The sequence below is a fragment of the Aeromonas sp. QDB31 genome, from assembly GCF_027707605.1.
Classification (GTDB): Bacteria; Pseudomonadota; Gammaproteobacteria; order Enterobacterales; family Aeromonadaceae; genus Aeromonas; species Aeromonas media.
On sequence record NZ_JAPCIX010000001.1, the window covers coordinates 61799 to 83620 of the forward strand.

Annotated in this window: 20 protein-coding genes; 12 read left to right on the forward strand and 8 right to left on the reverse strand. The window is 61.2% G+C overall.

Annotated features, from left to right (window positions below; all coding sequences use genetic code 11):
* Positions 1–54 precede the first annotated feature (54 nt).
* The 6 genes from miaA (at position 55) to PG898_RS00300 (ending at position 5066) form a co-directional block, all read left to right on the forward strand.
* Entirely contained in the window at positions 55–987 is a 933-nt protein-coding gene (gene miaA, locus PG898_RS00275) for a tRNA (adenosine(37)-N6)-dimethylallyltransferase MiaA (protein ID WP_182786273.1), read from the forward strand.
* Positions 988–1059: 72 nt separating this feature from the next.
* A complete protein-coding gene (gene hfq, locus PG898_RS00280) occupies positions 1060–1323 on the forward strand; it encodes an RNA chaperone Hfq (RefSeq protein ID WP_011704864.1) in 264 nt (87 codons plus the stop codon).
* A gap of 63 nt (positions 1324–1386) precedes the next feature.
* Positions 1387–2673 (forward strand): ribosome rescue GTPase HflX, encoded by a 1287-nt coding sequence (gene hflX, locus PG898_RS00285; protein ID WP_005327255.1) that lies wholly within the window; start codon positions 1387–1389, stop codon positions 2671–2673.
* A gap of 82 nt (positions 2674–2755) precedes the next feature.
* The gene (gene hflK, locus PG898_RS00290; protein WP_041206349.1) at positions 2756–3904 is read left to right on the forward strand and encodes an FtsH protease activity modulator HflK; all 1149 of its coding nucleotides are present in this window, start codon (positions 2756–2758) and stop codon (positions 3902–3904) included.
* A gap of 3 nt (positions 3905–3907) precedes the next feature.
* Positions 3908–4792: a protease modulator HflC gene (gene hflC / locus PG898_RS00295; protein ID WP_041206348.1), complete on the forward strand. Its 885-nt coding sequence runs from the start codon at positions 3908–3910 to the stop codon at positions 4790–4792.
* Positions 4793–4877: 85 nt separating this feature from the next.
* A complete protein-coding gene (locus PG898_RS00300; RefSeq protein ID WP_005327246.1) occupies positions 4878–5066 on the forward strand; it encodes a DUF2065 domain-containing protein in 189 nt (62 codons plus the stop codon).
* A gap of 92 nt (positions 5067–5158) precedes the next feature.
* Here PG898_RS00300 and ispB read toward each other — a convergent pair whose 3' ends face one another.
* Positions 5159–6130 (reverse strand): octaprenyl diphosphate synthase, encoded by a 972-nt coding sequence (gene ispB / locus PG898_RS00305; protein WP_171272527.1) that lies wholly within the window; start codon positions 6128–6130, stop codon positions 5159–5161.
* A 242-nt stretch (positions 6131–6372) separates the two neighbouring features.
* Here ispB and rplU point away from each other — a divergent pair, with 242 nt between their 5' ends.
* The 4 genes from rplU (at position 6373) to PG898_RS00325 (ending at position 10093) form a co-directional block, all read left to right on the forward strand.
* A complete protein-coding gene (gene rplU / locus PG898_RS00310) occupies positions 6373–6684 on the forward strand; it encodes a 50S ribosomal protein L21 (protein ID WP_005304210.1) in 312 nt (103 codons plus the stop codon).
* Positions 6685–6701: 17 nt separating this feature from the next.
* Positions 6702–6959: a 50S ribosomal protein L27 gene (gene rpmA, locus PG898_RS00315; protein WP_005911261.1), complete on the forward strand. Its 258-nt coding sequence runs from the start codon at positions 6702–6704 to the stop codon at positions 6957–6959.
* A 189-nt stretch (positions 6960–7148) separates the two neighbouring features.
* Entirely contained in the window at positions 7149–8354 is a 1206-nt protein-coding gene (gene cgtA / locus PG898_RS00320) for an Obg family GTPase CgtA (RefSeq protein WP_025328121.1), read from the forward strand.
* Positions 8355–8722: 368 nt separating this feature from the next.
* Positions 8723–10093 (forward strand): YjiH family protein, encoded by a 1371-nt coding sequence (locus PG898_RS00325; protein WP_025328120.1) that lies wholly within the window; start codon positions 8723–8725, stop codon positions 10091–10093.
* A gap of 71 nt (positions 10094–10164) precedes the next feature.
* Here the strand turns inward: PG898_RS00325 and PG898_RS00330 are convergent, their stop codons facing one another.
* On the reverse strand, positions 10165–13050 hold the full coding sequence (locus tag PG898_RS00330; protein ID WP_270823242.1) for an HD domain-containing phosphohydrolase: 2886 nt from the start codon (positions 13048–13050) through the stop codon (positions 10165–10167).
* Positions 13051–13289: 239 nt separating this feature from the next.
* On the opposite strand from PG898_RS00330, the gene PG898_RS00335 reads away from it, so the two are divergent.
* Together PG898_RS00335 and PG898_RS00340 are read left to right on the forward strand one after the other, a co-directional pair.
* Positions 13290–14279: a luciferase-like monooxygenase gene (locus PG898_RS00335; protein ID WP_270823243.1), complete on the forward strand. Its 990-nt coding sequence runs from the start codon at positions 13290–13292 to the stop codon at positions 14277–14279.
* A 171-nt stretch (positions 14280–14450) separates the two neighbouring features.
* Positions 14451–14936 carry a 2TM domain-containing protein gene (locus PG898_RS00340; protein ID WP_005327237.1) on the forward strand — a complete coding sequence of 162 codons (486 nt, stop codon included), beginning with the start codon at positions 14451–14453 and terminating at the stop codon, positions 14934–14936.
* Positions 14937–15002: 66 nt separating this feature from the next.
* Here the strand turns inward: PG898_RS00340 and PG898_RS00345 are convergent, their stop codons facing one another.
* Genes PG898_RS00345 through lptD form a run of 6 tightly spaced genes read right to left on the reverse strand, consistent with a single transcriptional unit; the run spans position 15003 to position 21807 of the window.
* Complete coding sequence (locus PG898_RS00345) at positions 15003–15824, reverse strand: symmetrical bis(5'-nucleosyl)-tetraphosphatase (RefSeq protein ID WP_005327236.1); 822 nt, start codon at positions 15822–15824, stop codon at positions 15003–15005.
* Positions 15825–15830: 6 nt separating this feature from the next.
* Positions 15831–16193 (reverse strand): Co2+/Mg2+ efflux protein ApaG, encoded by a 363-nt coding sequence (apaG, locus tag PG898_RS00350; protein WP_171272523.1) that lies wholly within the window; start codon positions 16191–16193, stop codon positions 15831–15833.
* 4 nt (positions 16194–16197) lie between these two features.
* A complete protein-coding gene (gene rsmA, locus PG898_RS00355) occupies positions 16198–17025 on the reverse strand; it encodes a 16S rRNA (adenine(1518)-N(6)/adenine(1519)-N(6))-dimethyltransferase RsmA (protein WP_043130439.1) in 828 nt (275 codons plus the stop codon).
* Positions 17015–18010 carry a 4-hydroxythreonine-4-phosphate dehydrogenase PdxA gene (gene pdxA / locus PG898_RS00360; RefSeq protein WP_043130574.1) on the reverse strand — a complete coding sequence of 332 codons (996 nt, stop codon included), beginning with the start codon at positions 18008–18010 and terminating at the stop codon, positions 17015–17017. The genes rsmA and pdxA overlap by 11 nt, the downstream gene beginning before the upstream one ends.
* 14 nt (positions 18011–18024) lie before the next feature.
* On the reverse strand, positions 18025–19317 hold the full coding sequence (surA, locus tag PG898_RS00365) for a peptidylprolyl isomerase SurA (RefSeq protein ID WP_270823244.1): 1293 nt from the start codon (positions 19315–19317) through the stop codon (positions 18025–18027).
* Positions 19318–19347: 30 nt separating this feature from the next.
* Positions 19348–21807, reverse strand: a complete 2460-nt coding sequence (gene lptD, locus PG898_RS00370; protein ID WP_270823246.1) for an LPS assembly protein LptD — start codon at positions 21805–21807, stop codon at positions 19348–19350.
* Between the last annotated feature and the right edge of the window lie 15 nt (positions 21808–21822).

Here is a 21822-nt window from a genome sequence, read left to right on the forward strand (position 1 = left end):
TTGATAGCTATTTGCATGGTACGCCTCCCGACGAGGCGACCGTGCCAGAGGAACATGAAAGTGGCTGACTTGCCGACTGCAATTTTTCTGATGGGGCCGACGGCCTCCGGCAAGACGGATCTCGCCATTGAACTGTGCCAGGCCCTGCCCTGCGACATCATCAGCGTGGACTCCGCGCTCATCTATCGCGGCATGGACATAGGCACCGCCAAGCCGACTGCCGCCGAGCTGACCCAGGCGCCTCATCGCCTGATCGACATCCTGGATCCGGCCATGAGCTATTCGGCGGCGGATTTCTGCCGCGATGCCCTGCGGGAGATGAAAGAGATCGCCGACCGCGGCCGCATCCCGCTGCTGGTGGGGGGCACCATGCTCTACTTCAAGGCGCTTCTGGAGGGGCTCTCTCCGTTGCCCTCCGCCGATCCGGCCATTCGCGCCGAGATTGAGGCAGAGGCCGCCCGCCTCGGCTGGCAGGCGCTGCACGACGAGCTGGTGCGCATCGATCCTGTGGCTGGCGCGCGGATCCACCCCAACGACCCGCAGCGGCTCAGCCGGGCGCTCGAGGTCTATCGCATCAGCGGCAAGACACTGACCGAACTGACCCAGGTGCAGGGGGAAGGCTTGCCCTACCGGGTGCACCAGTTTGCCATCGCGCCGAGCGATCGCGCCGTGCTGCATCAACGCATCGAGCTGCGTTTCGACAAGATGCTGCAAGGGGAGTTCGAACAGGAGGTCAGAGCGCTCTACGAACGGGGTGATCTTCACCCGGATCTGCCAGCTATCCGCTGCGTTGGCTACCGCCAAATGTGGGACTACCTGGCAGGGGAAGTGGGATATGATGAGATGCGTTATCGTGGCATCGTGGCCACCCGTCAGCTGGCCAAGCGCCAGATGACCTGGTTGCGTGGCTGGACCGACCTGACCTGGTTGGAATCTGGTGAGTCTGGCAATGTGGCCAGGGTGGTCGCCCGAGCTGGTGCGGCTTGACACTCCCTGTATAATCAGGTTGTTATATTGATATCCGGTGTTTAAAAACAACAAACTATAAGGAAAAGAAAGATGGCTAAGGGGCAATCTCTCCAAGACCCGTTTTTGAATGCGCTGCGCCGTGAGCGGATTCCTGTTTCTATCTATTTGGTGAACGGCATCAAACTGCAGGGTCAGATCGAATCGTTTGACCAGTTTGTCATTTTGCTGAAGAACACCGTGAGCCAGATGGTCTACAAGCACGCCATTTCCACCGTGGTGCCGGCCCGTGCCGTCAACCATCACCAGCACGCCCCTGGCGCCGCCGGTGAAGAGCAGGGTGAAGCCGAGGCGTGATATCCCGCGGCGAGCCCACTCGCCAACTCAGAATCATCATGATACCTGTCAAGGAGCAAGCGCTTGTTTGACCGTTACGAAGCTGGTGAACAGGCCGTTCTGGTACATGTCAACTTCAGCGATGAGGGTGAGCGCGAGGATCTGGACGAGCTCAAGATGTTGGTGAGCTCGGCCGGGGTCAATGCGCTGGGGGTGATCACCACCAGCCGCAGCGCGCCCAGTGCCAAATTTTTTGTCGGTAGCGGCAAGGCGGAAGAGATCGCGTCCCAGGTCCAGATGCTGGGTGCGGACGTGGTCATCTTCAACCATGCCCTGACCCCTGCCCAGGAACGCAACCTGGAGCGTCTGTTCCAATGCCGTGTGGTGGACAGGACAGGCCTCATCCTCGATATCTTCGCTCAGCGCGCCCGTACCCACGAAGGCAAATTGCAGGTCGAACTGGCCCAGTTACGCCATCTTTCCACTCGCCTAGTGCGAGGCTGGACCCACCTTGAGCGTCAGAAGGGCGGGATCGGTCTGCGCGGCCCGGGTGAAACCCAGCTTGAAACCGACCGACGCCTGCTGCGAGAGCGCATCAAGGCGATTTTACGCAGGCTCGACAAGGTGGCGAAGCAGCGGGAGCAGGGGCGTCGCGCCCGCAACCGCAACGAGGTGCCGACCGTATCGCTGGTGGGCTACACCAACGCCGGAAAGTCCACTTTGTTCAACCAACTTACAGATGCCAGCGTGTATGCTGCCGACCAACTGTTCGCAACCCTGGATCCCACCCTGCGTAAATTGGTGATCCAGGATGTGGGTGATGTGATCCTGGCGGATACAGTTGGATTTATTCGGCACTTGCCCCATGATCTGGTCGCGGCCTTCAAGGCGACGCTGCAGGAGACCCGCGAAGCGGACTTGCTGCTGCACGTCGTGGACTGTGCCGATGAGCAGATGCAGGAGAATGTCGATTCGGTGCAGACAGTGCTGGCCGAGATCGAAGCGGACGACCGTCCCCAGCTGATGATCTGCAACAAGATCGACAAGCTGACCGATCGTCCGGCCGGTCTGGAGCGGGATGACGAAGGGCGCCCGCAACGGGTCTGGCTGTCGGCCCAGACGGGTGAAGGCAGTGAATACCTGTTCCAGGCCCTGACCGAACTGCTGGCCGGATCCATGGTCCATCACACCCTGCAGTTGCCGCCCTCGGCCGCAAGACTGCGCAGTGCGCTCTATCGGCTGAAAGGCATCGAGCAGGAAGGTTTCAGCGAGGAGGGGGATTTTGTCCTGGAGGTACGCTTGCAGCTTGCCGACTGGAACCGCCTCATGAAACAAGAAGGTGAGAGTTTACAACGCTTTATCAGGCATTGATCCGGCGATGAAGACAAGCTTCGTCAACGGTTGATGGCTCGGTAGAGATGATATCCATCCGCATGTATTAATGGAGACGCTGATGGCTTGGAATGAGCCTGGTAACAACGGCAAAGACCGTGACCCTTGGGGGAACAACGGCAAGAATCAGGGACCCCCTGATCTGGATGAGATGCTGCGCAAGGTGAGCCGTCGTTTCGGTGGCCTGTTCGGTGGTGGCAAATCGGGCGGTGACGTAGGCAAGTTTGGCCTCTCCATCGCTTTGGTGGTGGCCGTGGTGGTGTGGGTCGTCAGCGGCTTCTACACCATCCGTGAAGCCGAGCGGGGCGTGGTACTGCGCTTTGGGGAGTACTCCCACAACGTGGATCCGGGCCTGCGCTGGAAGCCGACCTTCATCGATCGGGTGATCCCGGTGGATGTGGAATCGGTGCGCTCCCTGCCTGCCTCCGGTTTCATGCTGACCCAGGACGAGAACGTGGTGCGGGTCGAGATGGACGTGCAGTACCGCGTGGTCGATCCCGAGCAGTATCTGTTCAGCGTCACCAACGCCGACGAGAGTCTGAGCCAGGCCACCGACAGCGCCCTGCGCTACGTGGTGGGTCACACCAAGATGGATGATGTCCTGACCACGGGTCGGGAAAAAGTCCGTCAGGAGACCTGGCAGGTGATCGATGGCATCATCGAGCCCTATCAGATGGGCTTGCAGATCGTCGACGTCAACTTCCTGCCGGCGCGTCCGCCGGAAGAGGTGAAAGACGCTTTCGATGACGCCATCTCCGCCCAGGAAGATGAGCAGCGCTTCATCCGTGAAGCGGAAGCCTATGCCCGTGAAGTCGAGCCCAAGGCCCGTGGTCAGGTCAAGCGTCTGGAACAGGAAGCCGAAGGCTACAAGTCCCAGATCGTGCTGAAGGCCAAGGGTGAAGTCGCCCGCTTCAACGAGCTGCTGCCCCAGTATCAGTCCGCCCCCGAGTTGACTCGCGAGCGTATCTACCTGGAAACCATGGAAGAGCTCTATCAGCAAGCCAACAAGGTGCTGGTGGACATGCCTGCTGGCAACAACAGCATGATCTATCTGCCGCTCGACAAGCTGTCCGGCAAGGCGAATGCCGCGCAACCGGCGCGTCCGGCGGGCACACCTGCGGTGGAACCGGCCCAGCCGTCCAACGAAGGGGCGAATTCCACACCGACCCCGCTGCGTGGCGGTGACCGTTTCAGCACAGGGAGAAACTGATAGATGAAAAAGCTAGCTATTGGTGTCATCGCTGTGGCCGCCATGGTCTGCTTCTCTTCCGTCTTCATCATCGATGAAGGGCAGAAGGGAATCGTGGTGCAGTTTGGCAAGGTGAAGCGGGTTGACTCCGGCGAGCCGCGGCTCTATGAGCCGGGCCTGCACTTCAAGGTGCCGCTCATCGATCAGGTTCGCAAGATGGATGCCCGTATCCAGACCCTGGAAGGCCAGGCGGATCGCTTCGTCACCTCCGAGAAGAAAGACCTCATCATCGACTCCTACGTGAAGTGGAAGATCGAGGACTTCTCCAAGTACTACCTGGCGACCGGTGGTGGCAACAAGATCCAGGCCGAAGACCTGCTCAAGCGCAAGATCAACAACGGTCTGCGTTCCGAGATCGGTAACCGCACCATCAAGGACATCGTCTCCGGTGAGCGTAGTACCGTGATGGAAGATGCCCTGATGAAGATGGCGCGCTCCTCCGAGCTCGGCATCAAGGTGGTGGATGTGCGGATCAAGCAGATCAACCTGCCGGTGGAAGTCTCCAGCTCCATCTATCAGCGGATGCGTGCCGAGCGGACTGCCGTAGCCCGTGAACACCGCTCCCAGGGCCGCGAGCAGGCCGAGATCCTGCGTGCCGACATCGACCGCAAGGTCACCGTCATGATCGCCGACGCCGAGAGTAATGCGCGTCAGCTGCGTGGGGAAGGGGATGCCGAAGCCGCCAAGATCTATGCCGACAGCTACAAGAAGGATCCCGAGTTCTTCAGCTTCGTGCGCAGCATGGAGGCCTATCGCAAGAGCTTCGCCGGCGGCAACGACCTCATGGTCCTCAAGCCTGACAGCGAGTTCTTCCGCTACCTCAAGTCGCCTCACGGTGACAAGCAGTAAGCAGGCATAGCGCCATAACCCAAAGGGCCTGATGATTCAGGCCCTTTTGCTTGATGAGACAAGGGCCCAGAGGGCAGGAGGAGTCATGCTGACAGCCATCTTGATAGGAGTGGGGCTGTTGCTGCTGTTCGAGGGGCTGGGCCCCTTGCTGGCGCCGAGGGTCTGGCAGCGGATGCTGAGACTGATGAGCGATCAGCCGCCGGAGCAGCTGCGGCGCATCGGCGGCTGCCTGGTGGTGGCGGGGGCTGTGATCCTCTGGGCACTGTCCCATTGAGCAGTCAAGACAGCACTGATGCCTCAGAGCAAAGCGCAGACCATAAAAAAGAGGCCACAGGCCTCTTTTTTCTTGGATGCTGACACGCTGGCTCAGGCGCTGCGCTGTACCGCCATCTGGGCCAGGGTCTCCAGCGCCTGCCTGTGCTGGGAGTCCGGCAGGATGGCGAGGGCGGCGATGGCCTTGTCGGCCTCTTCCCGTGCGCGTTGACGGGCATACTCGAGGGCACCAGTGCGGTCCAGAATGGCCAGGATGCGCTCGAGATGTTCCATGCCGTTACGGTGCTCGATGGCGTCACGGATGAGTTGACGCTCCTCCGGGGTGCCCACGGCCATTGCGCGCAGCAGCGGCAGGGTAGGCTTGCCTTCGGCCAGATCGTCACCGACGTTTTTGCCCATCTCGTCGCTCTGGGAGCAGTAGTCCATGACGTCGTCGATGATCTGGAATGCGGTACCCAGGTACTTGCCGTAGTCGGTCATGGCCTGCTCGACGGGCTCGGTCTGATGGGTCAGCACGGCGGCGAGGCGGGTGGCGGCTTCAAACAGCTTGGCGGTCTTGCAGTAGATGACCGTCATGTAGCTCTCTTCCGTGGTGTCCGGATCGTTGCAGTTCATCAACTGCAGCACCTCCCCCTCGGCGATGGTGTTGGTGGCATCCGACAGGATCTCCATCACGCGCAGGTTGGAGAGTTCGCTCATCATCTGGAAGGAGCGACTGTAGAGGTAGTCACCGACCAGGACGCTGGCGGCGTTGCCGAACAGCGCATTGGCGGTCTCCCGGCCGCGGCGCAGGTCGGATTCATCGACCACGTCGTCGTGCAGCAGGGTGGAGGTATGGATGAATTCGATGATGGCGGCGAGCTTGAGATGGTCCTGACCCTGGTACCCCAGTGCGCGAGCGGCCATCACCGTCAGCATAGGGCGCATCCGTTTTCCGCCTGCACTGACGATGTAGAAACCCAGCTGGTTGATCAGGCTGACATCGGACTGGAGTCTGGCCAGGATCAGTTCATTGACCGCCGTCATGTCGGCGGCACAGAGCGCACGGATAGTCTGTTGGTCCATAAGTCTCGTAACGTGACGGCAGCAATTACTGCGTTTTTAGCAATGGCGGGGATTCTACACGATTTCACAATGGGTTACAGTTAAGCGTTTATTCACGGCGGCAGATATGCGCACAAAATAAACTTTTTGCTAAATTGGCCTTGCCTAGGCAAATCGTTCTGCGTAGAATGCCGGCCCATTGTTATAGGTTTTTGCGCGTGTCTGGCCTTGAGCAAAAGACACGCCTTTACGGAGTTAATCAAATGTACGCGGTATTCCAAAGCGGCGGAAAACAACACCGTGTGGCCGAAGGTCAAATCGTTCGTCTGGAAAAGCTGAACGTTGAGACTGGCGCTACCATCGACTTCAACGAAGTTCTGATGGTTGCTGCAGGCGACACTTTTAAAGTAGGTGCTCCTTTCGTTGAAGGTGGCAAGGTTGTAGCTGAAGTTGTGGCTCACGGCCGTGGCGAGAAAGTGACTATCGTCAAGTTCCGTCGTCGTAAGCACCATCGTAAGCAAGCGGGCCACCGTCAGTGGTTCACTGAAGTCAAAATCACTGGCATCAGCGCTTAATTAGAGGAGTCCGATAAATGGCACATAAAAAAGCTGGCGGTTCATCCCGCAACGGTCGCGATTCTGAAGCTAAACGCCTTGGCGTTAAGCGTTTCGGCGGCGAAACAGTTCTGGCAGGCAGCATCATCGTTCGTCAGCGTGGCACCAAGTTCCACCCTGGCACCAACGTTGGCCTGGGTACCGACCACACTCTGTTCGCTACTGCGACCGGTAAAGTGTTGTTCGAAGTTAAAGGTCCGCAGAATCGTAAGTACGTCAGCATCGTTGCTGAGTAATTACGGACCGCAAGGATCCGAAGCCCCGCCAACCTGGCGGGGCTTTTGTTTTTCTGATGAGTTTGACGAAAAAACGGCACGCGGATGAGCCGGCGCAGACGGGCCTCATCGGCCAGATGCGTCTCGCCCGAAGGGGCCTGTACCACTATAATTGCGTATCGGTTTTTCGAATTAAGGTGACGGTTACCTATGAAGTTTGTTGATGAAGTCCAGATTCGAGTCGATGCCGGTGACGGTGGTAACGGTTGTGTGAGCTTTCGCCGTGAAAAGTACATCCCGAACGGTGGTCCGGACGGCGGTGACGGTGGTGACGGCGGCGATGTCTATCTGATCGCCGACGAGAACCTGAACACCCTGATCGACTACCGTTTCGAGCGTTTCCATGCCGCCGAGCGTGGCGAGAACGGCCAGAGCGCCAACTGTACCGGTCGTCGCGGCAAGGATCGCACCCTGCGCGTCCCGGTCGGTACCCGCGCCAGCGATGAAGATACCGGTGAACTGCTGGGTGATCTGACCACCCACGGCCAGAAGCTGCTGGTCGCCAAGGGCGGTTTCCACGGCCTCGGCAACACCCGTTTCAAGAGTTCGGTCAACCGCGCCCCTTATCAGAAGAGCAACGGTACTCCGGGTGAAGTACGCACCCTGAAGCTGGAGCTGCTGCTGCTGGCGGACGTCGGCATGCTGGGTCTGCCCAACGCGGGCAAGTCCACCTTCATTCGCGCCGTCTCTGCCGCCCGCCCGAAAGTGGCCGACTATCCCTTCACTACCCTGGTGCCGAACCTGGGCGTGGTGCGTGGGGAGAACTCCCGCTCCTTCGTCATCGCCGATATCCCGGGTCTGATCGAGGGTGCCGCCGAAGGCGCCGGCCTCGGTATCCGCTTCCTCAAGCACCTGGAGCGTTGCCGCGTGCTGATCCACCTGGTGGACATCTGCCCGGTTGATGGCTCGGATCCTGCCGAGAACGCCGTGACCATAGTGCGTGAGCTGGAGAAGTACAGCCCCGAGCTGGCAGGCAAGCCGCGCTGGCTGGTGTTCAACAAGATGGATCTGATCCTGGAAGAAGAAGCCCAGGAAGTGATGGACAGAGTCAAGGCAGCCCTGAACCACGAAGGTCCTGTCTATGCCATCACTGCCATCAGCAAGGAAGGCACCAAGAAGGTCTGCTACGACATCCTGGATCTGCTGGACACCATGCCCCGTCAGCTGGAAGCCGATGCCAAGGCCGCCATCGAGAAGGTCGAGTTCAAGTGGGACGACTACCACAAGAACCAGCTGGCCCAGGCCGAGGCGGAAGCCCTGGCGGCCTCCAAGGCCTTCGATGAGGCACTGGACGATGACGACGACTGGGATGACGAAGACGACGACGGCGTCGAAGTGATCTACGTACGCGACTGAGACACTCTCTCGTGACAAGACCGGAGCCCCGACAGGCTCCGGTTTTTTTATGGGAGGATCGACGGGATCACCATATAGATATATTTCTCATGCCACTTATTGCCTGCCAACCGCAACTCATTATACTGCGCCCCTGAACGTAACCAATTTGAAACATTATGCTAACCTGTTAAACTGAATTGATATGCATGACTGTTTTGGTTTGTTCTTATGGATGGTTTGCCTGATAAAATATTTATGCTTGAAATAATCCATTTAAAGCTTGTTTGTGCAGTTTTTTGGGTTATTCTTGCGCCCGTTTGCCGGGCGAGGGCATGAATATGCAGGCTGCCTGGCTGAAGGAAAAGTCATATTTAAGGCTGTCTATCATGTTGGAAAAGACCCTGGAAGCACCGGCGATCCATACTCGCCGCAACGTGCTGATGTTTTTGATCCCGTCGCTCATCGGGATCCTGCTGTTCATGACCCCCGTCATCTATGACGGCAATGTCACCATCCCCGTCGCCGTGCTGGCGAAGCTGGTACAGACGGTGTTCGCCGATTATCTGGTGGCCATGGTTAGCGCCATCATTACCACCACCATGCTGATGACGTTGATCGCCTGGTTGTTCAAGCCGGCGATCCTGGTGAGACGCCCCTTCCTCAACAGCCTGTTCAACGTCTCCCCCTTCTGGGCCTGCGTGCGGGTGCTGGGGGGCCTCTTCGTGCTGCTGACCTTCTTCGAGGCCGGTCCCGAGGTGCTGCGTTCCGGGGCGACCGGTGGCCTGGTGCTGCACGATCTGCTGCCGGTGCTGTTCTCCGTCTTCATCTTCGCCGGCTTGCTGCTGCCGCTGCTGCTGGACTTCGGTCTGCTGGAGTTTGTCGGCACCATGATGACTCGCATCATGCGCCCTGTGTTCCGCCTGCCGGGTCGCTCCGCCGTGGATTGCTTCGCCTCCTGGCTGGGGGATGGCAGCGTCGGCATCCTGCTCACCAGCAAGCAGTACGAGGGCAAGTTCTACACCCAGCGTGAAGCCGCCGTTATCGGTACCACCTTTTCGGCTGTCTCCATCACCTTCTGTCTGGTGGTGATCTCCCAGGTGAAGCTGGAGCACATGTTTGTCCCCTTCTACCTGACCGTCTGCCTGGCCGGCGTGGTGGCCGCCATAGTGGTGCCGCGCCTGCCCCCGCTCTCCTGGAAGAAGGATGTCTACAGCGATGGCACTCCCCTGTGCCGCAAGCAGGAGGCCATTCCCCATCAGCACAGCGTGCTGAGCTATGGCTATCAGCGGGCCCTGGCCAAGGCCGACAGCATGACGGATCTCGGCGCCGTGGCGCGGGAAGGGGTGAAGAACGCCCTGGACATGGTGTTTGGCGTGTTGCCGGTGGTGATGGCGATCGGGACCTGTGCCCTGATGCTGGCCGAGCATACTCCCATCTTCAACTGGCTGGGCGCCCCCTTCGTGCCCTTGCTGGAGTTGCTGCAACTGCCGGAGGCCGAGGCGGCGTCCAAGACCATCATGGTGGGCTTCGCCGACATGTTTATCCCGGCTGTGCTGGCCTCGACCATAGAGAGCGACATCACCCGCTTCGTGATCGCCGCCATGTCGGTGACCCAGCTCATCTATATGTCGGAAGTGGGCGCCCTGCTGCTGGGCAGCAAGATCCCGGTCAAGCTGTGGGAGCTGTTCGTCATCTTCCTGCTGCGCACCCTGGTCACCCTGCCGGTCATCGCCGGCGTGGCGCACCTGCTGTTCTAAGGGGCTGCCTGGAGATGAAAAACGGTCAACCTGGGTTGACCGTTTTTTTATGGGCGCTCGGGGGATAGCGGCTAGCGCGGCTCCGCCAGCAGGGCCTGACAGGCGGCCTCGTCCAGCTGTTCTGGGGCGAGGAAGCGCAGGGCATAGTCCCGCCAGACACCGCTGTCGACGAAGAGATCGAAGAGCGCCCCGTCTATGTGCCGCTCCTGCACCATGCGCAGCATGATGGTCAGCGACTGGGAGACCGTCTTGCCCGACTTGTAGGGGCGATCGCTCGCGGTCAGGGCCTCGAAGATGTCGGCGATGGCCATGATGCGGGCGGGGATGCTCATCTGTTCACCCAGCAGCTGGCGCGGGTAGCCGGTGCCGTCCATCCGCTCGTGATGGCCTCCTGCGATCTCCGGCACCTTGCGCAGGTGACGGGGGAAGGGGAGCCGCTCCAGCATGCGGATGGTCTGGATGATGTGATCGTTGATCTTGTAGCGCTCCTCCTCGGTGAGGGTGCCACGGCCGATGGCGAGGTTGTAATGCTCCCCCCGGTTGTAGAGATGGGTGGGGACCCTGACCTTGAAGCCCCAGGGATTGTGTCTGGCCAGGTTGTCGTGGGCGGGGCGAGGAATGAGGTGGACCGGCTTGTCGGCCAGCAGCGGCTCGCGGCAGGGCAGCGGAGCCGCCTCGCCGGAATGGCGCTTGCGCTCCTCCGGGCTGACGCCGAGGCGATCATCCAGGGTGCGCAGCCAGGTGCGGCTGGCGATGGCATCGAGCCGTGCCAGTTTCTCCGGTGCCATCCACTCGCCCCCCAGGTTGCACTCGGCGATGAAGGCGAACTCCTGATCCAGTATCTGCCAGAGCGGGGCCACGGCCTCGAGGGCCGCCTGTTGTTCGGGGGCGGGCAGCCGGGCCGCCAGCGCCTCTATATGGGCGTCGCGCTTGAGCACCTCGAAGCGGGTGCGGATCTCGTGGATCCTGTCGTAGATGGTCTCCAGCTTGGTGGCCTTGTCCACCACGAACTCCGGCGTGGTGACCTTGCCGCAGTCGTGCAGCCAGCTCGCGATATGGATGGCCTCCCACTCCTCGTCGCTGAGGGTGAAGTCGCCAAAGGGGCCCTGCTGCTGGGCGCAGGCCGCCTCCGTCAGCATGCGGGTCAATTCGGGTACGCGTTGGCAGTGGCCTCCGGTGTAGGGACTCTTGGCGTCGATGGCGCCGGCGATGAGCTCGATGAAGGCCTCCAGTAACTGCTTTTGTTCTTCCAGCAGGCGCTGATTCTCGATGGCGGAGGCGGACATGCCCGCCAGCGCTTCTATGAGGCTGATGCGCGACGCCAGCTCCCGCGGCGCGCAGTCCGGCAGGATCAGCAACAGGCAGCCGATCAACTCCTGGCGGTGGTTGTAGAGGGGCTCGGCCAGCAGTTGGCGGGGACCTGGGAAGGGGCCCCAGTCGGCGAGGTAGTGCGACCACTGCTCGGCGTTGAGCGTCAGGCTGAGCCGCTCGGAATGATAGAGTCCGCCGAGCAGGGACTCCTGCCAGTGCACCAGCTCACAATCCAGGGGCTGCCGCTGCCAGATGGCCTGAACCGCCTTCATCTGCTTGTCCTGGGCCAGATAGAGGCAGCCGCCCTCCGCCTGGGCAGCCGCTACCGTTTCGTTCAGTATGCGGCTGAGCAGGGAATCGAAGCGGTGCTCGGCTGCCAGCGCCAGACCCATGCTCATGAAGTTGCCGAGGGTCAGTCGCATGCTGGACATGGCGCGGGCGAGATCGTCTATCTCGCGGATCGCCGAGTCTGGCCGCTCGCTCTCGCCGAAGTCGAAGTGCTGGATCCGCTCGGCCTCCTGTGTCAGTGCCAGCAAGGGGGCGGCGGTGCGCCTCGCCACCAGCCAGATGACGGGCAGCAGTAGCAGCAGGCCGGCCAGGGCCCAGGCCAGGTTGTGCAGAGCGTCTTGGCGGGCCGGTGCTGTGAGCTCGTCCGCCGGTACCAGCAGGGCCAGATAGAAGGGGGAGTCCTCGTCGAGGGAGGAGAGGTTGACCAGCCAGTCGCTGCCATCCTCGGCGGCCAGTGTCAGCTCGGTCGGTTCGTGCAGCAGGGCAGGCCTGGAGGCCATCTCCTGTTGCAGCTTGGCCAGTATGGGATGCTTGAGCGCCGACAGCATGGGCAGGCGACTCAGCTGTTCGAAGCTGGGTAGTCGCTCGGGATCCGTTGCCAGCAGGGTACCGAACTCGTCGAACAGCACCAGCTGGCAGCGGCTGGGCAGGGGCAGCTCGCCGATGAGGGAGGAGAGCCCCTCCACACCGGCATCCAGCCCGATCACCGCCCGGCGATCGTCGCTCTCCACCGCCAGCGTCATGCCCGGCTCCTTGGTGGTGAAGAAGAGATAGGGGTGGGTTACTATGATGCCCGTGCCCCAGCGGGCCTCCTTGTACCAGCCGCGGTCGCGGGGATCGAACTGGTAGTCCGGCATGGGCCGCCGCTCCAGCAACCGCAGGCGCTGGTTGAAATAGAGAAACTCTCCCCGGCCCTCAGTCAGGCTCTGCACCAGCAGGTGGCTTCCGGGAGGGGGACTGTCCAGCAATCCCCTGGCCCGCTCGGTCAGCTTGCGCACCAGGAAGAAGTCGCCGTTCTCGTAACCGGCGTAGATGGCGCCATAGCTGGCGCTGTTGGCCAGCACCTCGGCCAGTTGGGGCAGGTAGCCGAGGCGGGACTCCAGGCTGGTCATGGCGGCCAGCTGGCCACTGCGCAGCAGGCTCAGGGACATGCGGGCCGGGCGCTGGTTCAGCTTGATGGCGAGCGCCAGCTGTTCCCTGTACTGCTGGAAGTTTTGCCGTTCGTGCTCCAGCCCCTGCTGCATGCCTTGCTGGAACTGCAGCATGATGAGGGCCCCCCCCAGCACGGAGAACAGCAGTATGAAAAGGGTGGCAATGTGCACGTAAAAGGGCTTGCTGCCGAGGCTTGCTTTTGTCATGGACCTGTCCTTGTCCTACGGGCGCTCCCCGCGATGATCTGCTAACAGTGTGCTCGCAAGATGACAAAAAGCATAGGAGCTGGCTGACAAGAGGAACCACTATCTACCGGCGCCCCCTGGTCGCCCTTTGCACGGCACGGGTGGGCTGTTACCCCGGCAGCCTGGTCAGGTGATTCATTCAGATATCTCGTGCTACATTGCTCCACTGGTGAATCGCCTGTGAATCAATGGAGTGTCCCATGTCTGCCATCCCCTATTCAGTCCTGGATCTGGTGCCCGTCCCCGAAGGAAGCCAGCCGGCCGAGTCGTTCCGTCATTCGCAGGATCTGGCCCGGCATGCCGAGCGCTGGGGTTATCACCGCTACTGGCTGGCGGAGCACCACAACATGCCGGGGATCGCCAGTGCCGCCACCTCTGTGCTCATCGGCCATCTGGCCGGAGCCACCAGCACACTGCGGCTGGGGGCCGGCGGCATCATGCTGCCGAATCACTCGCCCCTGGTGATCGCCGAGCAGTTTGGCACCCTTGCGTCTCTTTATCCGGATCGGATCGATCTGGGGCTCGGGCGCGCCCCCGGCACGGATCAGCGCACCATGCAGGCGCTGCGCCGCCAGCGCAGCGGCGAGGTGGATGACTTTCCTGCGGACGTGCGCGAGCTGATGGGCTACTTCGGCGACGAGGTGGGCGCCGTGCAGGCGGTGCCCGGTCAGGGGCTGCACGTGCCGATCTGGCTGTTGGGTTCCAGTCTCTACAGCGCCCAGCTGGCGGCCGCCATGGGGTTGCCATTCGGCTTTGCCTCTCACTTTGCTCCCGGCCTGTTGTTGCAGGCACTCGAGATCTACCGTACCCAGTTCCGCCCTTCCGCGCGCTGGCCAAAGCCTTATGCGGTGGTCTGCATCAATGTGATCGCCGCCGACACAACCCGGGAGGCCCGCTTCCTGTTCACCACGCTCCAGCAGCAGTTCCTTCGCCTCTATCGGGGTGATGCTGGCAAGCTGCCGCTGCCGGTGCAGAGCCTGGGAGAGGAGTGGTCGCCCCGGGAGCTGATGGCGATGGAGCAGACCCTGGCTCGCTCCCTGGTGGGGGATCAGGATCAGGTGCGTCACGGCCTCAAGGCCCTGCTGGCCGAAACCGGGGCTGACGAGCTGATGTTCAACGGTCCCATCGTCGATCATCAGGCCAGGTTGCGCTCCTTCGAGATCGCCGCCGAGCTGATGCGGAGCCTGTGACAATCTGGTCGGGCGCACCGATCTGCGCGCACGGGGGCTGACAAAAATCCAATTTTTTATTTCAACTTATTGATTTTAAAGGATAGTCAGGTATATGTCGGCCCTCTGTCGTGTCACCTCTCGCCGCGCTGGCCCTATGCTGGCCCTGTCAATCACCACAAGGAGTTCGAGATGATCGTCAGGAAGTTGAGATTGCAACGGGGGTGGTCCCAGGATCAGTTGGCGACCCTGACTGGCCTGAGTGTCCGCACCATACAGCGGATCGAGCAGGGCCAGCAGCCCGGACTGGAATCCCTCAAGGCCCTGGCCTCCGTCTTTGAGCTCGATGTGACGCAACTGCAGGAGAGCGAGATGAAAGGGAACGAGACCGACAGTCAGGGGACGGTGCAGGTGGCCAAGGATGAGCGGGAGGCGATGAAGTTCGTCGAGGGGCTCAAAGGCTTCTACGGCCACCTCATCAGCTATGTGCTGGTGATAGGGGGGCTGTTTGTCATCAACTACCTGAGCAACCCGGACTATATCTGGGCCTGGTGGCCCATGCTGGGCTGGGGGCTTGGCCTGATGTCCCATGCCATCAACCTGTTCCAGCCGTTCAGGCTGTTCGGGCCTGAATGGGAGCGGCGCCAGGTCGAGAAGCGGCTGGGGCGCAGGCTCTAGCCTGCGTGCTGACCAACGAAGAGGCCCGGCAATGCCGGGCCTCTTTATATCGCCAGCGTCTTTGTTTCACTTGGCATAGGCGGGGCAGGGGGTCGCTATCAGGGCATCGTCTTCATAGCGCCAGAGGGTGAGGCTGTTGCCCCACACGCAGCCGGTGTCCAGCCCCTTGATGTCCGCCTTGCCGGTGGCACCCATCAGTGCCGCCCAGTGGCCGAATACCAGGATGGGGTCGTCGTCGTGGTGCTCGCGCTGCTCGAACCAGGGGCGCAGGCCCGGGGTGGACTCTGTGGGTCCCTTCTTGCACTTGAAGTCGAGCCGGCCATCGAAGTAGCAGAAGCGCATCCGGGTGAAGGTGTTGATGATGTAGCGGTAGCGCTCTATCCCCTGCAGGTTTTCGTCCCAGCTATCGGGCTGGTCGCCATACATGTGGTGCAGCAGCCAGCTGTACTGATCGCCGCGCAGCAGCGTCTCCACTTCACGGGCACAACTGCGTGCCGTGTGGGCATCCCAGGCCGGAGAGAGTCCGGCATGGATCATCATGATGGGCAGATCCGGGTGCTCCGCCAGCAGGGGGCGGTGGCGCAGCCACTCCAGCAGCTCGTCCCGATCCGGGGCCTCCATCAGGGCCTGAAGCTTGTCTTTCTTCTTGAGAGGGGCGACCCCATGAGCCACCGCCAGCAAGTGCAGGTCGTGGTTGCCGAGCACGGTCACGGCGCGGCTCCCCAGTGACTTGACGAAGCGCAGGGTGTTGAGGGAATCCGGCCCGCGGGCGACCAGGTCGCCACACAGCCAGAGCGTGTCCTTGTCGGAGTCGAATTCGGCAAGATCCAGCAGACGGCGCAGATCGTCGTAACAGCCCTGGATATCACCGACGAAACAATTCGCCATGAAACCTCAGTTGATAATGTTGGGAACGGCCAGTGTGAAAGGGGCGATGGGGGCCTCGAATTGCTGCCCCGATTCGTCTTGCAGGGTATAACTGCCTTCCATCACGCCGAAGGGGGTGGCGAGCGGTACGCCACTCTGATAGCTGAAGGTCTCGCCGGGGGCGATGAAGGGCTGCTCGCCCACGACCCCCGGCCCTTCCACTTCCAGCATCTTGCCATTGGCATCCGTGATGAGCCAGCGCCGATGCAGCAGCTGTACCTTGCCCGGCCCCAGATTCTCTATCTCGATGAGATAGAGAAAATGGTAGGGATCCTCGGTGCCCGCCACATAGCTGGGGTGCGGGCGCACCACTATCCGGGTGGATGCCATGGGATCAGGCCTGCTGCTGATCGGCCAGCCAGTTGGCGATCATGACGAACTGCTCGAGGGAGAGGTTCTCCGGGCGCAGGTTGCCATCGATGCCAAGCTCGGTCAGCTGAGCGTCGGTGATGAAATTGGAGAAGCTGTTGCGGATGGTCTTGCGACGCTGGCCGAAGCCCTCGGTGCAGACCCGGCTCAGGCAGCGGAGGTCTTTCGCGACGATTGTCGGATTCTTGTGTGGCACCAGTCGCACCACGGCCGAGTCGACCTTGGGGGCTGGCTTGAAGGCACCCGGGCCCACTTCCAGCACCGGGATCACCTGGCAGTAGTACTGGACCATGACGCTCAGGCGGCCATAGGCCTTGCTGCCCGGGCCTGCGCACATCCGCAATACCACTTCCTTTTGCAGCATGAAGTGCATGTCCTCCACCCGATCGGCGAATTCGCACAGGTGGAAGATGAGCGGGGTGGAGATGTTGTAGGGCAGGTTGCCGAAGATGCGCAGGGGCGGTTTGCCTTCCCCCATCAGGGTGCCGAAGTCGAAGCGCATGGCATCGGCCTCGATCACCGTCAGCTTGTCCTTGAGGGTCGGGTGCTCGCGCAGGCGAGCCGCCAGATCCCGGTCAAGCTCGACCACCGTCATCTTGTCCATCTGGGAGGCGACCGGTTCGGTCAGTGCCGCCAGACCCGGGCCGATTTCCACCAGGTTCTGACCCGGCTGTGGATTGATGGCGGCGACGATCTGGTCGATCACATAGCGGTCGTGCAAGAAGTTCTGACCGAAACGCTTACGGGCCGTGTGGCCCATGTGCACCTTGTTGCTCTGCACCTTACTGCTCATATCTTTTTTTCTCTACCATCTGGATGGCGTGGTTAATCGCGGTGATCAGGCTCCCGGAGTCTGCCAGGCCCTTGCCTGCCAGATCCAGTGCGGTGCCGTGATCCACCGAAGTACGGATGAAAGGAAGTCCGAGGGTGATGTTGACCGAGTTGCCAAAGCCCTTGTATTTGAGCACCGGCAGCCCCTGATCGTGGTACATGGCGAGTACCGCATCCGCATCCTTGAGGTATTTGTCCTGGAACAGAGTATCGGCCGGCAAGGGGCCGACCAGATCGATCCCTTCCTGGCGCAAGTCGGCCAGGGCGGGTTCGATCACGTCGATCTCTTCACGGCCGAGATGGCCCCCTTCCCCGGCGTGGGGGTTGAGGCCGCAGACGTAAATTCTGGGGTGTTCGATGCCGAATTTTCCCTTGAGATCCGCATCCAGGATGCGGATCACCTTGCCAAGGCGCTCCTGCGTGATGGCCATCGCCACATAGGCGAGGGGAATGTGGGTGGTCGCCAGCGCCACCCGCAGCCCTTCGGTGGCCAGCAGCATCACCACATCGGCGGTGTCTGACTGCTGGGCGAAGAATTCGGTATGACCGCTGAACGAGACGCCCGCCTGGTTGATGATCCCCTTGTGCACCGGGCCGGTCACCACGGCGGCGAACTCGCCGCTCAGGTTGCCGTCACAGGCACGCTGCAGGGTGGCCAGCACATAGGCGCCATTGCCCTCGTCGAGTTCACCCGGCACCACGGGGGCGCCGAGGGGAACGGGACAGACCGTCAGGGTCCCCGCCCGTTGCCCCCTCACGGGGGCGGCGGCATCATAGGGTTCCAGCTCGATGGGCAGCCCCAGCAGGGCGGCGCGCTCGCGCAGCAGGGCGGGATCGGCGATCACCACCAGCTGGTGCGGCCAGTCCCGCTGGGCTATCTGCAGCACCAGGTCCGGGCCTATGCCGGCGGGCTCACCCGGGGTGATGGCAAGACGATGGCTGTTCATCTGCTCATCGGCCATTAATTGGGTTCGATCTGGATGTAGGCTTCGTCGCGCAGCTCATCCAGCCAAGCCTGGGACTCTTCGGTGAAGCGGCGGTTGAAGATCAGCTGATAGGCACGCTGCTCCTGGGCCTTGCCGGTGGCATCCTGGCTGCGGCGATCTTCCAGCTGCACTATGTGCCAGCCGTGGGTAGTGCGGAAGGGCTCGCTGAGCTGACCCGGTTGCAGGCGGTTGACCATGTCGCGGAACTCCGGCACATAGACATTGGGATCGGACCAGCCCAGCTCGCCACCCTGCACCGCAGAGCCCGGATCTTCGGAGTACTTCTCCGCCATGCTGGCGAAGCTCGCCTTGCCGCTCTTGATGTCGTGCAAGATGCCGTCCAGAGTGCCCTTGGCCTTCTCCTCGCTCAGGATGATGGAGGGCTTGATCAGGATGTGGCGCGCCTTCACCTCGGTCTGCATCACTTGCTGCTGACCCTTGGTGTCGAAGATCTTGACGATGTGCAGACCGGCGCCCGAGCGTAGCGGGCCGACGATGTCACCCTTGCTGGCACCCTGTACCGCTTCGGCCATCAGGGTCGGCATCTCCTGCGGGCTCATCCAGCCCCAGTCTCCCCCTTCCAGGGCCTTGGGGCCGTTGCTTTCGGCGATTGCCAGCTTGCGGAAGTCCGCCCCCTCTTTCAGCGCGGCCAGGATGCGCTCGATCTTGGCCTTGGCGGCGTTGAGCTGCTCGGCATTCGGGTTGTCAGGCAGGGCAACCTGGATGTGACCGACGTGGTACTCGGTCTGTTGCTGACCCTGCTTGCTCAGGGCCTCGACCACCTGCTTCACCTCCTGCTCGGAGATGTTGATACGGCGGCGCACCTGGCTGCGGCGCACCTCGTTCATCAGGATCTCGCGGCGCACCTCCTCCCGGTACTGGGCATAGGTCAGCCCTTCCCGTTCGAGCTGGGCACGCAGTTGATCCAGGGTCATCTTGTTGTCGGCGGCGATGCTCTGGATGGCCTGCTCCAACTGGGTGTCACTGATCTTGAGCCCCTGGCGATCCGCCAGTTGCAGTTGCAGGCTCTCCTGGATCAGGCGATCCAGCGCCTGCTTGCGCAGGGTGGCGTCATCGGGCAGGGATTGGCCGCTCTCCTGGGCTGAGGCCTTCACCTTCTGCACCAGGGCTTCCTGCTGACTGGCCAGCACCACGTCCTTGTTGACCACGGCAAGCACCTTGTCCATCAGCTCGGGCGCGGCGAGGGCGCCCTGGCTCATGACTCCAAACAGGCCTGCGGTCAGCAGGGAAATCAACGTCTTCTTCATATCCATCTCTCAAGGCGTTTGCCAGACCCGTTATTGGTCTCGCAGGTTAAACGGACGAATGTAAGGCAGTGCTTCGGTATCCAGGGAGGTACCCTTGGAGCCGGTACCCACGCTACCCAATCCTTTCATTTCAAATTGAATGCCGAGGCTGCGCTCGGACGTCGGGGCCAGGTTCACGTTGTCCGGCGTATTGACCCACTCCAGGTTGAAGTTGATGCTCCAGCAGCAGGAGTCATATTTCAGACCTACCTTGCGGTCAACTTTGACGTTCTGGTCGAGCTCCTGATAGTAGCCGCCATAGAGGTGCCACTGATCGTTGAGCGGGGTGGTCAACAGCAGGCCGATCTGGTTGAGATCCGTCACCTCGCCCTTGCGGTCGAGGTCATAGTTGGCGTCCCGCACGAAGCGGTGGTTCAACTGACTGATCAGCTTCTCATGGCGGTACTCCAGGGCGCTGTTGGCAGAACTTATCTGGCGTTGCTCCACATCATATTGCGCCCCGGCATGGGCATACCACTGCTCGTTGATCTTGGCGTCACCCTCGAACGAGAGCGGGGAGCGGGTATTGGTGCTCAGCTCGTCGCTGGCGTAGAGCTTGACCCTGGGCGCCACGAAGTCGAAGGCTTGGGCAACGGCCAGCCGAATTCGTTCATCCCCGGTAGGATCATAGATACGGGTGGTGACGCCGACCGAGAGCCGGTTGGAGTCGCTGATGCGGTCCAGGCCGGCGAAGCGGCGGTCGCTGAACAGGCTGTAGTAGTCCTGGCGCATGGTGGTGGAGTCGTAGACCCCGATGTTGTCCTGATCCTTGTAGGGCACATAGAGGTACTGGAACTCCGGCTCCAGGGTCTGGCTGGCCCCTTCGCCGAACCACTGCTGGTTGCGCTCGAAGGTCATGCCGCCCTTGAGGCGAAACGAAGGCAGCACCCGGGTGATGATGCCCTCTTCCAAGGTGATGTTTTCTTGCTTGCCTGTTCCTGTGTTAAGACCTTTGGAATTCGGATCAAATTTGTCACGGAAGGCTTGGCTCATATTGTCCGGCACCGTCTGATCGTAACGGGTGTACATCAGCTTGTACTGGCTGTCGAGGAAGTAGCCGGCTTCGTCGATGAGCGGTATGGTCAGGGTGGGGGCCGTGTAGACCCGGGTGCCGGTATAGCCCTCTCCCTGGTTCTGGTCGATGGCCTGGTCGTTGTTGTAGCCGAAGTTGGTCAGCTCTGTGTTCCAGGCCAGATCGTACCAGCTGCCCTGGTGGTAGTAGTTGTGATCGATGCGCGGCATCAGTTCGTGGGGCTGCTGGGCGCTGGCCAGCAGGATCTGGTAGGTGCGCACCTCGGCATTGAGGTTCCAGTTCTGCTGGAAGTAGCCGGCCATGAGGGACTGCTGCAGCTGGTTGTCGACCTGGGTCCCCACCTTGGGGGAGAAGTCGTTGAAGTAGTTGTAATCCCGATCCCGCACCTTGGTGTAGTCCACCGACACCCGCATGGCGTTGTCCATGAACATGGAGGTGTGGCGGGCGTTCAGCAGGTAGCGATGCCCATCGGCCAAGTTTTTATTGAGGCTGTCCGTCTCGTCGTACTGCTTGTCATCCGCCAGGTTTTCGAAATAGAGGCTGCCCACGTGGGCCGGATCCGGCATGTAGCGGAACTCGACCTGCTCCATCAGGCCCCGTCTGTCCATGAAGCGGGAGGTGATGGTGGCATCGTAGTTGGGGGCTATGTTCCAGTAGAACGGCTGGGTGATGTCCATGCCGTTCTTGGAGCTTTGGGTATAGCCCGGGTAGAGCAGACCGGTCTTGCGCTCATCCTTGATGGGGAAGTTGATATAGGGGAAATAGAAGACCGGATAGTCATAGAGCCAGAGGCTGGCGTTCCAGGCTTCCCCGAACACCTCGGACTGATCGATGTCGATGCTGCCGGCCTTCAGGGTCCAGGCCTCCTGACCCGGGGGGCAGGTGGTGTACTGGGCCCCCTCCAGGGTGATGTTCTGGTTGTTGTTGGTCATGGTGACTTTTTCGGCGAAGCCGCGCACCGGTGAGCCATGAACCTGATACTTGCCCTCTTCCAGCTCGGAGTTCTTGGTGTCCAGGTTGGATTTGAGGGTCTTGTCGCTGGTGACCGTGATCTGGCCATCGTTGTAATAGATGTTGCCGATGGCAATGACATCCCGGCTCTTCTGATCAAGCTGGGCATAGTCGGAGTCAAATTTGCGCACGCCCTGACGCACCTTGACGTCACCCTCATAGACGGCTGTACCGCCCTGCTTGGCCTCCAGGCGATCGGCATCCACTTCGACGGGCTGGGCATTAGCGTCCTGATCCGCGCTGGGTTTCTCGATCTTGGGGACATAGTCATAGCAGAGGCTGTTGAGGATCCCGGTGGCCGGTGGCGCGTTGAGGGGCGCCGCCTGTACCGTGAGCGGGCTCAGGGCAGGAACAAGGCTGATGGTCAGGGCGATGGGATAAGAACACCCCAGTGTCCATTTTGTCATGTGAAGGGCTCGCGC